Source organism: Melioribacteraceae bacterium 4301-Me (assembly GCA_041538185.1).
GTDB classification, from domain to species: domain Bacteria; phylum Bacteroidota; class Ignavibacteria; order Ignavibacteriales; family Melioribacteraceae; genus Pyranulibacter; species Pyranulibacter aquaticus.
On record JBGORM010000011.1, the window covers coordinates 1 to 13478 of the forward strand.

The window sequence follows — 13478 nt, forward strand, 5'->3', positions numbered from 1 at the left end:
AGAAGGTTCAAAATCATTGTCAGTAAGATTACATCCGTTAGGTAAATTTAAGGGAACAGTGTATTGTGACCTTCTACAAGTTCAGAAGTTGGATATTACAGGTATAAAGTCTAACGAAATAATACCTGTTCAGTATACTTTGTTCCAGAACTATCCAAATCCATTTAATCCTACAACTATAATCAGTTACACTTTGCCAAAACAAAGCATTGTTTCATTAAAGATATATGATATTCTTGGCAGAGAAGTTCGTACACTCGTAAATACAGAACAAACAGCTGGTACTCATAAAATTGAGTGGGATGGAAAAAATAACTATGGTTCAAGAGTTGCATCTGGAACATACATATACAGAATTGAAGCTGGTGACTTTATACAATCTAAAAAAATGATTTTATTAAAATAGTATCAAATAATACTAACTAAAGCAGTTGTTTATTTAATTGACCTTCGAGGCTTGTGCCTCCATGAAAAACAAAGCCTCGAAGGCTTATCTAAGTGATTTTTAATATGATTAAATTTTGTTGAATTGCTTTTAATAAAACGAAAGTTTTAGAGAGCTTAAAGTTAGCAATAACTTAAGAGGCAATTTAAATCTAAAAGTGTAGGGAATACGTTTTATGTATGGCCTAATAAATAGAAGTTTACTACAAGATTTAAAGATTATTGAAAAACTAAAAATTGCTTTGTCCATTGCAGCAATAATTGGTTTAATGACAGTTAATATTTATGGAGGAACTACCGGGAAAATAGCTGGAAAGGTTATAGACGCATCTAACGGTGAGCCGTTGGTTGGGGTTAATATAGTGCTTTTAGGAACAACAATGGGAGCTGCTACAGATGTAAATGGTGAATATTATATAATAAATATACCGCCAGGTACTTATCAAGTAAGAGCATCTTTGATTGGGTACTCTCCCGTTACAATTCAAGATGTTAGAGTCTCGGTAGACCAGACTACGAAAATTGATTTTAAACTTACCACTGAAGCAATTGAAATTAAAGATGTTGTAGTTACTGCCCAAAAGCCAATTGTACAGAAGGATCTAACTTCTACTGAGGCCAAAGTTAGTGGTGACCAAATATCAATGCTGCCACTTGAAGATATTCAATCAGTAGTTAATTTGCAAGCAGGCGTAGTAGACGGGCATTTTAGAGGCGGTAGAACTGGCGAAGTCAAGTATCTTATTGATGGTGTTTCTGTAAATGATGCTTTTTCAGGTAGTTCTGCTTTGGATGCTGAAGTTAACAGCATCCAAGAATTACAAGTGCTTACTGGGACTTTTAATGCTGAATATGGCGAGGCTCTCTCTGGAGTCGTGAATCAAATCACTAAAATTGCTGGCAACAAACTTGAAGGTGAAATCTCAGCTTATTCCGGTGATTATTTCACGAATAGAACATGGCTTTATCCCAACATTAATAAAATTTCTCCAAAAGACGTATACAATTTTCAAGGCAATCTAAGCGGACCAGTTCCTGGTTTGGAAAATCTTCTTAAATTTTTTATTTCTGGGCGTTATGTTTATGACTCGGGTGCTATATATGGCAGAAGAATGTTTAATCCTTCAGACTCATCAAATTTTTCAGCTAATGACCCTAAAGATTGGTACATAGGAGCTACGGGGGATAATAAGTATATCCCAATGAATTATAATCGAAGATTTACACTGCAGGGGAAAATTTCAATTAATATTGGTGATAAAGGAAGGGGGTTAGTTTTTAATACTCTTTACCAGGATCAACAGTATAAAATTTACGATCACAGATTTAAATTAAACCCAGATGGTGATTACAACTACTTTCAAAAAAGTTTCTTAGGAAGTATTAGTTACACTTATGTCATGAGTAATTCAGCATTTTTGGATCTTGTCGGCTCATCATTTACAACTAAATACAATCAGTATGTGTATGAGAATCCGTTAGACCCACGATATGTTAAACCTGAACGTATGAGAGATGTAAGTGGTAATGCTTTTTTAACAGGTGGTACTGAAAACTGGCATTTTCATCATACAACAACAACCTATACTGCTAAAGCCGATCTCACATGGCAAATAAATAACATACACCAAATTAAAACTGGTTTTGAGTATAAATTCAATACAATTGATTATCAAGATTTTCAAGTTGTTATTGATGCAACTACAAATTATAAGCCTGCTTTACCTTCGCCGGGTTCATTCAACTTTAATCAATATACTGCACATCCTTATCAGTTAGCAGGATATATCCAAGATAAAATTGAACTTGATTACCTGGTTGTAAATTTAGGAGTTCGCTTGGATTATTTTGAACCAGATGGTTTTTACCTTAAGAACCCGGATAATATTGCTGTGCTTGATCAGTTACAACCTCCATTTCCCGACTCACTTATGGCTAAGGCAAAAGCAAAATACCAAATTAGCCCGCGCATTGGATTGTCCTATCCAATAAGTGAAAAAGGAGCTGTTCATATTTCTTATGGCCATTTTTTCCAAATACCACCATTTGAATATTTATATCGTAACCCAAATTTCAGAATCCCTTTGACAGGCGATTTTCCAGCTAATATTGGGAATACTATTGGTAATACCGACCTTGATGCACAGCAGACGGTTATGTACGAAATTGGGCTGCAACAAGAGCTAACAACTAATCTGGGGTTAACTGTTACGGGTTACTACAAAGACATTAGAAATTTACTGGGCACAGAAATTCATATTAAAAACGAATTTAGAAAATTTAGTAAACTTGTTAATAGAGACTATGGTTCTGTAAAAGGATTTACAATTTCTTTCGAAAAAAGATTTAGTGATGGAATTGGCGCAACATTAGACTATACTTTCCAAGTAGCAAAAGGTAACGCCTCAGACCCTAACGACGCTTTTAACAAAGCTCAGGCAAATCCTCCTATTGAAGTTAATAAACAACTTGTTCCTTTAGATTGGGATAGAAGGCATTCTCTCAATTTTACTTTAACTGCAGGTAAGCCTGGTAATTTTATAGCGAGCGTTATTGGCAAACTTGGTTCGGGACTGCCTTATACACCCTCTATCCAAAATCAAAGAACTGGACTTGAAAATAGTGAGAATCGTCCTGCTTATTTTAATGTTGACCTCTATTTAACTAAATACTTTGACTTTTTTGGTAAACAAATATCGGTTTTTGCAAAAGTTTATAATTTGTTTGATACAGCTAATGAAATAAATGTATTCGGAGATACTGGCAGAGCTGGATACACCCTTGAATTAACCCGTGCTCAAGAAGCACCACGTGGCGTTAATACATTGCAAGAATATTTTACTAGGCCAGATTTTTACTCATCGCCACGTCAAATTATAATTGGAGCATCGTTTGGATTTTAGTCTCAAGTATTATGCGAGATATTTTATCTGTGAAAATTAATAGCAGTATAAATAAAGAAAAAGATTGCCTCGAGGTTTTTAATAAGTGAAGATGGAATATTCAAAAAATTGCATCGTGCTTTTTAGCAAAAGAAAAAACTTTGTCTATTAGCATCCTTCAACAGGAGGTTATTTAATATGTACAAAAGAACAGCCGCTTTACTTATACACTTAATATTTTTTTGTGGAATGATAACGGCTCAGGTGATTGTTGATAAGAACAAAGGGGACCATAATCAAACAAGAAAAGGATATATGGATGGCAATCTTGCTGCTACTGTATATTATAATTTTGGCGAAATTGCTGACTGGCTTAATGAACCGAGTAGAAGCGGAGTATGGCCTAAAGGTACAAATCATACTTATGTTGATGGCGTTGCAGTAATTGTTCAAGCTGAAACTAAAGACCCCTCTGGTAAAATAATTCACCCGTTAGAAACGAATTACTATGAATTTACCCGTTACGACCCCGCTACTGGGGTAACCTATGGATGGTGGCCGCTTCCCGGCTATGCCGCACCTTACTCTAAAATTCCTGCGCGGAGTGATGATCCTACAAGCTGGCCCTCATTGTGGCCTGACAGACCTTTAGATTGGAGCGGCTTATGGAATGGATTCTTTGGTAAAGGTGTCAAAAATGCAGATGTGGAAACTTACTTTGTTTTTGATGATAATGAAGACAGAGAGTATCTATTAAAAAATAACTTCACACCTGATGCCGAAGACCTAACACGCGGCGGACTGGGAATGCAAGTAAAAGCACGCGGATTTCAATGGTCGCAAGTCTTAGCTGAAGATGTAATTTTTTGGTACTACGAAATTACAAATATGAGTACTACAGACTATGAAAAAACACTTTTCGGGCAATATATTGATTGGGGTATTGGGGGACACGACAACTCATCAAATAATGCAGGAGATTACGATGACCTGCTTGATATTTCTTATGCTTGGTCTACTGTACCCACAGGCAGCCCCGGTAACTGGAGCCCTGTTGGTATGGCAGGTTACGCTTTCCTCGAAAGTCCAGGTATTTCAGACGACCGTAAAGATAATGACCAGGATGGTCTAACCGACGAAAGAAGAGATAATGTTGCAACTAGGTTTATTACGTCTCCCGACCAAGACCCGTTTATTTTAGACCCCGTTAGAGATACAGTTAATTTTAAAAACTTTTATGGTTATTCATGGAGACCTCATTGGGATGCAGATGAGAATGCAAACTGGAGGTCTTTTACTGATGAAAATGGTAATGGCAAATGGGACCCAGGTGAACCACTAAATGATGATGTGGGAAGTGATGGTATTGGTCCTTTTGATGAAGGTTACACAGGACCAGATGCTGATGGTACTGAAGGCAATGGGAAACCAGACCAAGGCGAGCCTAATTTTGGAATTCTCGATAAAGATGAATCAGACCAATTAGGACTTACAGGCTTTGCCATATTTCCTGTTCACCAGTATGAACTACATGATGATGAACAAAATTGGAAAGTGCTTTCTGGTTTGCCGTCACCACATGGGCAATCTTTGGTTGGTGTAAATCTTGCAAATTATTTTTCAAGTTATCTGTTTCATATGTGGGGTAGAAATAAATATTCTCAGATTACAGGCAAACAACAACAAACTGGAGAAACGGAAAGATTCTCTATGGCTTTGATTTTTGGCATTGATAAGGACGACCTATTTAGAAGAAAAAGAACTGTTCAGCAAATCTACAATGCTAACTATCGATTTGCTAAACCACCTGAAAAACCGAGAGTCAAAGCAATAGCTGGTGATAAAAAAGTTACCCTCTATTGGGATGACCGTGCCGAAAAAACTTTCGACGCCTTCTATCAAAAATATAATTTTGAAGGCTATAGAATTTATCGCTCTACAGAGCCAAACTTCATAGAAGACAAAATTATTACAGATGCTTATGGTAAACCTACTTTCAGAAAGCCTATTGCACAATTCGATTTAATAGATGGGGTAAAAGGTCTGCATCCGATTGATGTAAATGGAGCTTTATTCTATTTAGGAGACGATACAGGTCTTAAACATTCTTTTATTGATAGTACTGTAGAGAACGGTCAGACTTATTATTATGCAGTTTCAGCTTACGATCAGGGATTTACAACAACAACAGTACAAGGTGAATTTATAGGGATACCGCCTTCAGAAACGACAACAATTATTAAGAAGGATATTAATGGAAATATTACGACAGATATTAATACTGCCGTTGTTACTCCTAGAGCACCAGCAGCGGGATATATAGCACCAGAAATTAAAAATTTCTTTGCTAGTGGTCCCGGCACAGGTAACGTCTCAATTGATATTTTAGATCCCGATTCAATAAAAAATAATCATATATATCGAATAGAATTTACAGAGAATTCAAGATATAATAATGAATCCAAACCTAAATTCAAAATTGTAGATTATACACAAGGGGATACTCTAATTAAACCTACAGTTCTCGAAAGTTCTTCTTACGCATCAAAAGTGATTGACGGATTTTCTGTTAATATTAATAATGACAACACAGTTCTAATTGATTATGATAAAAGTGGATGGGAGAAAGGGAATAGTAATTACATTGTTCAACTTGGATTTGATTCCCGATTTGCTGCTGCTTACAATAGCAAACGTGTTAACTATCCAGCCGATTTTGAAATTGAATTAACAGAACCCGGCAAAGGTGATTTATCTTTTCCAGCCACTGGGTTTAGTCAACCTATACAATCAAACATAATTGTGAGAAATGTTACTGAAAACAAAAATTATCAATTTATATTTAGAGATGTAAACAATAATCAAATTTTTGATGACGGCGATGCAATTTTTATAGTTATGGGAGATTCTGCAGGCAAACCTGCTACTTCATTTTCTAATCTTAGAGTAAGTTGGTCAATAACGCTTGTTAAAGATACAACTATTGCCGAAGCCAACCAAAAGCCGCCACAGTTTGGAGATGTATTTAAATTGGTTACAAAAAAACCATTTCGAAACGGGGAATATTTTGAGTTTAACACACAAGCACCACAATTCGATAAGCAGAAGGCGATTAGTGATATGGATAAAATAGCCGTTGTTCCTAACCCATATGTTGGTGCCGCATCTTGGGAACCTGCTACTGTAGAGGTTGGCAGAGGCGAAAGAAGAATTTATTTTATTAATTTACCACGACAATGCACTATTCGTATCTACACAATAAGCGGGAAACATCTTAAAACAATTGAGCATAATAGTACGCTAGATAACGGACAAGAATCTTGGAACTTAGTTTCAAAAGATGGTATGGATATAGCTTACGGAGTTTATGTTTACCATGTTGATGCACCGGGCATAGGAGAAAAAATAGATAAGTTTGCAATTATTAAATAAGGCACGAACCTGTCTGCCGGCAGGCAGGTTTCACAAATTTTTACAAATAAAAGTAAACATGAGGTATAAAAATTTATTTGGGGTTTTTATGCGTAATGTGTATTTGATAAGTTTTTTAATTATGATTTTTATTTTACCGCACTCGAAGTATTTTGGCCAAAGTGTTTCTAAAACTGGTACAACCGCAGCTGCATTTTTGGAAATTCCAGTTGGAGCAAGTGCTATTGGAATGGGCGGTGCGTATGTTAGCGTAGTAAAAGATGCTTCTTCTTTATATTGGAATCCAGCAGGTGCGGCATCTATTGAAAATTATGAGGCAATTCTTTCTCATACAAATTGGATTGCTGATACAAGATTTGATTTTGCTGGACTCGTAATTCCTCTTTCAGATTTTGGGAATGTAGGCTTTAGTTTTACCTCTTTTTCAATGGATGATATGAAAGTGCGCACAGTTGAAAAGCCAGATGGAACAGGCGAATATTTTAGTGCTGGTGATATAGCTGTAGGGGTTTCTTATGCTCGTAATTTAAGTGACAGATTTTCAATTGGATTTACAGCAAAGTATATACAACAAAATATTTGGCATATGTCTGCTCAAGCTTTTGCTATTGATGCCGGTACTAAATTCAAAACTGATCTCTTTGGTGGAATGATAATCGGCGCTTCAATGTATAATTTTGGAACCCCGATGAAAATGACAGGAAGAGATACTCGATACTTTATAAGCGTTGACCCAACTAAACTTGGTTCTAACGACCAGATTCCTACTGAAATAGAAACAGACTCGTGGGATTTACCTTTAACTTTTCAAATAGGAGTTTCTACAAACTTGTTTAATTCTGAACTTTATCGTATGAGCATAGCAATAGATGCTATTCACCCCAACAATGAATATGAGAGCATGAATTTTGGCCTTGAAGCTTCATTCAAAGATTTTCTTTTTTTAAGAGCCGGCTACCAAAATGCTTTTTTGAAAGATTCTGAAGGCGGGCTATCGCTTGGTGTTGGAATAAACTCAAAGTTAATTTTATCTAATGCTTTATTGAAATTCGATTATGCATATAGGGATTTTGGACGCTTAGAAAATGTTCATACGTTTTCGTTGGAGATAGCATTTTAATTCAAAAAATTTATACAAATGAATTTGTTATTTGCGTTGAGAACGAATGAAAAAGTTATTTGTAGTAATTGTTTTGATTAATGTAATATTTTCTGAAGAAATAATTTCTCAAGTAGAAAGAGAAAATTCTAATTATGGTGAAAAAATCGTAGCTGAAGTTGGTAATATTAGAATAACAGCCGATGAGTTTATTAGTGGCTACGAATTTGGTCCAGCATTTTATAAAAGGGAAAAAAATTCAAAAAAAATTTATTTGGATAATCTTATTAGAGAAAAACTTTTAGCATTGGATGGCTATGCACGATTTCTTGATACCACACAAAATGTAAAGGAGTATTATCAAGCCATTTTAGATGATATTGCAACTGAGGAGCTTTTTAAAGATTCAATTCAAAGTAAAATTACATTCACACATGCAGAAATAGATACTGTAGCAAAACAGAAATTAATTGAAGTTGAAGTTCTGTGGCTTTATTCTCCTACCGAAAAAGGTATTGTTGATTTATTAGATTCATTGAAGCACGGAACAGATTTTCAAACACTTTTTAATAGACAGTTGAATGATTCTGTAACGATTGATGATCGTTCAATGAAAACTACGCGCTATCAAGTGGAATTAAAAAATCCACAGTTAGGGAAAATAGTAGATAAACTTGAACACGGTAAATATTCTTTGCCTGTTAAAACTAATGATGGCTGGTATATTGTTATGCTGAAAAATTTTTCATACAATCTTATTACATCTGAAACAGAGCAAAATAAGATTTTAGAAGAAGCTCGTCGTGCAGTAATTAAAATGAAGATGGACCATTTGAGCAATGAATATGTTAATAAACTAATGTTAGCTCATAATCCAATTATAAAAAGGAAAGCATTCCAAATTTTAAGATCTTACCTGGCAAATTTTGAGTTGCCTAAAAAAAAGTACTTTGAATGGAAGATGGATAAAATTCTTAGTGACGCACTTAAAGCATATAACATTGATAGTGTGCACAACTATGCTTCAATTACTCTTGTTGAACTGAATGATAGTAAAATTACAATAGCTGATTTTTTAAAGTGGTATAGAACGAGAGATGAATATATTAAATACGACAAGAGAAGCTTTGCTAATTTTTCGCGCTCACTTGAGCAAATTATTTGGAGAATGGTTCGTGATAAATTACTTACTGCTGTTGCAAAGAATAACGGATATTATAATTCTAAAGATATTATGAAGCAGTCTAAATGGTGGCTTGATAAAATTCTATATTCCACTGTTAAGAATGAGTTAACTAATTCAATTATTTTGGAACATAATGAGATGGACTCAAATAAAGTTAAATTTGAATCACAGTCTGAACTCATAGAGAATGAACTAACAAAAAAAATTTTTCATAAACTGAACGAGTTAAAAAAGAAATATTCTGTTGTTATACATAATGAAGTTTTAGATAAAATAAAAGTTGGCGATGAGAATGATCCTAAGGCAGTTGACTTTTATTTTATTAAAAGAGATGGGTTAATTCCAAGAACACCATATCCAACAATAGATGTTTATTGGGCTAACTGGCAATAAATGAAGAGCATTAGACTTATATCGTTTATTTTTTCATTTATGATTTTAGTCTCATGCAGCTCTAAAGTTGAGAAGCGCAGAGATGAAATTATATACTGGTCATCAAACAACACTGAGGAAATTGAATTTGCTAAGTATGTAGTTAATAAGTGGAATCAAATCAATAAAAATCAAAAAGTAAAATTTCAGCCTGTGCCAGAAGGGCAATCGAGTGAAGAAGTTATTCTTGCTGCAGTGGTTGGTAAGACCACACCAGATATTTACTCGAATATGTGGGAAGGTGATGTTGAATCTTATGCGCGTGCAGGTGTTTTAGTTGCTCTCGATACTCTTGAAGGATTTATGAATTTTTTATATGAAAGGTGCGACAGTTCTGTTATTAAAGAGGTGACCTCACCAGATGGACACATCTATCAAATACCTTGGAAAATAAATCCAGTAATGATGATTTATAATGTTAATGAATTCCGAAATTTAGGTTTTTTAGAACCGCCAAAGACATATTCTGAATTTTTAGAAGCAGCAAAAAAATTTCAGAGAGATGTAAATGGTGATGGATATGTTGATAGGTGGATTGGCTATGCTGAAGTTGTAGTTACTTGGTGGCAAAGACTATTTGATTTTTATCCGCTTTACTTAGCAGCATCAAACGGTGCTCCTCTCGTAAAAAATAACAAAGCTGTTTTTAATAATGAAGCGGCAAAAAAAGTGTTCGATTTCTTACGTAAACTTTATAAGAATAATTATTTTCCAAAGGAGAGATTGTCTGTACGACAGGATGTTTTTTTAGATGGAATTATTGCTACTAGATTTACAGGTCCCTGGGAAATTCCACATACAGAAAAATTCAAACCTGAAGGCTTTAATTATAATTTCACTAACATGCTGGTACCAGATAATCATGAAGGACCTGTATACACATACGGCGACCCTAAAAATATTGTTATATTTAAAAAATGTCCAAACCCCAATCTAGCTTTAAGATTTCTTATGTTCGCTCTTGATGAGGAGAACGATTTAAAGTTTCTCGAAATTACAAACCAACTGCCGCATAGAAAAAATTTGGATACTAACCCAAAATATTTGAGTTATTTTAGCAGAAATCCTAAAATGAAAATTTTCGCATCAGAGGTAAAATATGTAAAAGGAACGGATCAATCGCCTCAATTAAGGGAAGTTTTTGATTTGATATCACAAGAGTATGAAGCTTGCGTTATTTATGGTAAAAAAACTCCAGAAGAAGCATTAAATGATGCAGAGAAAGCTGTTAACCTTTTATTTATAAAATAAAATGAGAAAGAAAATAATTCCATATTTACTGGTATCGCCTTATTTGATTTATTTTTTAGTATTTATGGCCTTTCCAGTAGGTTTTTCTTTTTTCCTTACTTTTACGAATTGGAATATTATTTCTCCAATTGAATATGCTGGACTGAGCAATTACAAAAGATTAGTAAACGATGCTGTTTTTTGGAAATCACTTCTTAATACTTTTATCTTTTTGATAATTCATATACCGCTTCAAATTATAGTCTCTCTTTTTCTTGCAGAACTTCTTAATCAGAAAATTAGACTTCGAGGCTTTTTTAGAGCGGCGTTTTTCTTGCCGGTAATTGTATCTGGTGTAGTTGTAACTATTATATGGCAGCAGCTTTATGGCTTTGATTCGGGTTTGCTAAATCGTTTATTAATTAAAATTGGGTTTAGCAAGGTTGGATGGTTAACCGACCCTAATTTAGCAATGCCATCAATTGCTATCATGGCTACATGGAAAAATGTAGGCTTGTATATTGTACTTTTTTTAGTGGGCTTGCAAACTGTACCCCCTCAATTTTATGAAGCAGCTGAACTCGAAGGCGCTACTCATATGCAGAAGTTCTTTAAAATAACACTGCCAATAATAAATCCTACAATTTTTATGGTGGTTGTGCTTTCTACAATTGGTGGGTTTTCTTTGTTTATCGAACCTTATGTTATGACTGGCGGCGGACCGATGAATAGTACTATGTCGGCTGTACTTTACATTTATAAACAAGGTTTCTTTTATTATCACATGGGTTACGCAGCCACTCTTGGCTTGTTCTTTGCCTTATTAATTTTAGCTGTCGTCATAATTCAAAAGAAATTTGTTGAAAGAGATTAGTGATAATGAAAAAAATTTTTCTTTACATATTTCTGAGTTTAGCAGCAATTATATTTATTTATCCATTTTTTTGGATGGTAACTGCTTCGCTAGCATCTGAAAAAGAAATTGGCAGTCTAATTTTCTTGCCTTCAAGTTTTACATTTAGCAGCTATTTGCAATTATTTGATAAAATTCCAATTCTTAGAGCATTTTTTAATAGCATAGTTGTTTCATTTGCAATTACTCTTTGCGTTCTTGTTTTTGGTTCTATGGTTGGATATGCATTGTCTAAACTCGAATTTAAAGGACGAAATCTGATTTTTTACATAGTAATTTTTACTATGACCCTCCCTTTTCAAATAACATTGATACCACAATATATTTTAATTGTTAAGTTCAAATGGGTTGATACTTATGCTGGTCTGATTGCCCCTTATTTTATGAATGCTCTTGCAATAATTATGTTTCGTCAATATTTCAAATCTATTCCACAGGATTTAATTGATGCTGCAAGAATTGATGGCTGCGGTGAGTTAAGAATTATTTTTGGAATTTTATGGCCTAATTCAATTCCGGCAATTGTTACTGTTGGAATAATTACTTTTATGACATCATGGAACGAAGTACTATGGCCTCTAATTGTTGTTAGAAATGAAAATTTAATGACTTTGCCGCAGCTTATAACTTTGTTTGTTGTAGGAGGAAGAGCAGAATCACAGCTTGGTGTTAAATTAGCCGCTGCTACGGTTCTTGCTTTGCCTATAATTATAGCCTATTTGTTCTTTCAAAAATATTTTATTCAAAGTATGACTTCTTCAGGAATGAAAGAATGACTGATACGAATTACACATTTTATCATAAGTTTTCTTGTGAGTGTTTTTGAATCAATTAATAAAATTAGTGCCTTTGTAACTTAGGGGCGAGTATAAATGCTACAGAGACATTAAAACACAAAGAAAAGGAAGATATTTTATCAATAAATCATGGTTAAAATTTAATTTGAGGTGGTTTAATATGGGAATAATCAAATATTCTAAAAATCCAATTCTCACAAAAAAAGATGTTCCTTTTAATGTAAACAGCATTTTTAATGCTGGATCAACTAAAATTAATGATAAATATTTATTAATGTGCAGAGTTGAAATGCCTAACGGCAGGTCCTCGTTTGTTAAAGCTGTAAGTGATAACGGTTACGATTTTACTGTTGATTCAAAATTAACACTTACTCCACAAGACCATAAAGAACATTATAAATATGTAGAATGGGGAATTGAAGACTCGCGTATAACAAAAATTAACGATAGTTATTATTTAACTTACACAGGTTATTCTAAGTATATGCCATTGGTAATATTAGCTGAGACTAAAGATTTTAGTACCTTTAAAATTTTCGGTCCAATTACTGAACCGTCGAACAAAGACTGCACGATATTCCCAGAAAAAATTGACGGCATGTATTGGAAAATTGATAGACCTAACGCAGAACATCGACGTGACATTTGGATTAGTAGTAGTCCTGACTTGCTGCATTGGGGCAATTATAAAGTATTAATGGAGCCGGCAGAAGGAACGTGGGAAAATGATAAAATTGGTTCCTCAAGTCAGCCTATAAAAACAAAAGATGGCTGGTTATTGCTTTATCACGGTGTACGTGGATTTGGAATCTCTTCGTTATATAAAATTGGTGTTGTACTTCTTGACCTTCAAAAGCCATGGATAGTTAAAGGAAAATCTCAAGAGCCTATCCTTTCACCAGAGTTTAATTATGAGCGAATCGGCGATGTTCAAAATGTGGTTTTTTCATGTGGCTGGATTGACGAACCTGATGGTAAAGTTAAAATTTATTATTCAGGCGCCGATTCAAATATTTGTCTTGCTGAAACATCAATCGACTATTTATTAACTATCTGCAAATAA

The 13478-nt window shown here is 34.3% G+C and carries 9 protein-coding genes; all 9 read left to right on the top strand.

The genetic code is table 11. The features are described from left to right. A partial coding sequence (locus ABRY23_13585; GenBank protein ID MFA3784086.1) for a FlgD immunoglobulin-like domain containing protein occupies positions 1-406 on the top strand: 406 nt, incomplete at its 5' end. Positions 407-620: 214 nt separating this feature from the next. Beyond that, positions 621-3347 (top strand): carboxypeptidase-like regulatory domain-containing protein, encoded by a 2727-nt coding sequence (locus ABRY23_13590; protein MFA3784087.1) that lies wholly within the window; start codon positions 621-623, stop codon positions 3345-3347. Positions 3348-3524: 177 nt separating this feature from the next. Then, positions 3525-6758, top strand: coding sequence for a hypothetical protein (locus ABRY23_13595; protein MFA3784088.1), 3234 nt, complete (start codon positions 3525-3527; stop codon positions 6756-6758). 88 nt (positions 6759-6846) lie between these two features. Continuing rightward, a complete protein-coding gene (locus ABRY23_13600) occupies positions 6847-7878 on the top strand; it encodes a PorV/PorQ family protein (protein MFA3784089.1) in 1032 nt (343 codons plus the stop codon). A 46-nt stretch (positions 7879-7924) separates the two neighbouring features. Next, entirely contained in the window at positions 7925-9436 is a 1512-nt protein-coding gene (locus ABRY23_13605; GenBank protein ID MFA3784090.1) for a hypothetical protein, read from the top strand. After that, positions 9437-10726 (top strand): extracellular solute-binding protein, encoded by a 1290-nt coding sequence (locus ABRY23_13610; GenBank protein ID MFA3784091.1) that lies wholly within the window; start codon positions 9437-9439, stop codon positions 10724-10726. Position 10727: 1 nt separating this feature from the next. After that, positions 10728-11579, top strand: coding sequence for a carbohydrate ABC transporter permease (locus ABRY23_13615; GenBank protein MFA3784092.1), 852 nt, complete (start codon positions 10728-10730; stop codon positions 11577-11579). A 5-nt stretch (positions 11580-11584) separates the two neighbouring features. Then, entirely contained in the window at positions 11585-12394 is an 810-nt protein-coding gene (locus ABRY23_13620; protein ID MFA3784093.1) for a carbohydrate ABC transporter permease, read from the top strand. A gap of 181 nt (positions 12395-12575) precedes the next feature. After that, complete coding sequence (locus ABRY23_13625) at positions 12576-13478, top strand: glycoside hydrolase family 130 protein (GenBank protein ID MFA3784094.1); 903 nt, start codon at positions 12576-12578, stop codon at positions 13476-13478.